This is a genomic window from Dyadobacter sp. BHUBP1, assembly GCF_050587785.1.
Classification (GTDB): Bacteria; Bacteroidota; Bacteroidia; order Cytophagales; family Spirosomataceae; genus Dyadobacter.
In genome coordinates, this window is sequence record NZ_JBOBIH010000042.1 from 1 (window position 1) to 832 (window position 832).

Below are 832 nucleotides of genomic sequence, written 5' to 3' on the forward strand. Positions count from 1 at the left end.
GATTTCGTTTCAGCATTTACACTTGCAGTTAATGTAGCAATAAGATATGTTGTAGCTCCTACACCATACAAAAGCTTTTTAAATTTCATTTTTAAAACCCCTTTCAAAATATTTTGACCACAATGTGGTTTTTACCGATCATTTACTTGCATTCCAAGATACTCACCGTTTTTTGGATTGAAGTATATTTTCGAGAATTTATTCTGTTCATTTCGTCCAACAACAGTTAGAAACAATTGATTTTCCTGCTTAAACATCGTGAAGTGATAGCCTATGGCCCAGTCTTCTCCCGGCCTAAGATTGAAAGATTGAATAGCTTTTGATGCGATTTGTGGACTATCTATACCAATTTCTTCTTGTGTAATTCCATTGAACTGAGAAGTTGAATTTCTACTGATACTTTTCTCGATTTTCTTATCGTCAATCGAAATAAAGAGACTCTTTTTTTTAGTTGGAACCTCAAAAGTAAGGTTCCAACTCCTTCTTTTTCCATCAGAACCAAGATCATTACCAATTTTCCTGTCTACTGTAGAAATATGAGTTAAAAATGCCCCGGAATCCCACTCTTTGGCCTTTACTAAACCAATGTCATAAGCTTCCTTTAGGGTAATTGCCTTTTCCCCAAAAATCTCGTCGAATAAAAATGGAGTGAGGATCACTATAATTGTAATTATGTAAAGAGATAGATATTTGAGTTTCATGATTGAATCTCCTGAAAGTTCTTTTTATTACATCTTCACCAATAAAAGGGAAATTCCTCCTTATAAAAAATAGACAAATTTCGCCACAGGTCAGTAAAAAAGCACTAGTCTCTCCTCATTTGTTTTTAAGA

The 832-nt window shown here is 33.8% G+C and carries 1 protein-coding gene; it reads right to left on the reverse strand.

The window, feature by feature from the left end:
- Positions 1–131: 131 nt before the first annotated feature.
- Entirely contained in the window at positions 132–701 is a 570-nt protein-coding gene (locus ACQ4MZ_RS31550) for a hypothetical protein (RefSeq protein WP_327921575.1), read from the reverse strand.
- Positions 702–832 lie beyond the last annotated feature (131 nt).

Bases quoted from the DNA above. Each gene is read 5' to 3' on its own strand.
- ACQ4MZ_RS31550 (WP_327921575.1), bottom strand. From the start codon at position 701: ATGAAACTCAAATATCTATCTCTTTACATAATTACAATTATAGTGATC.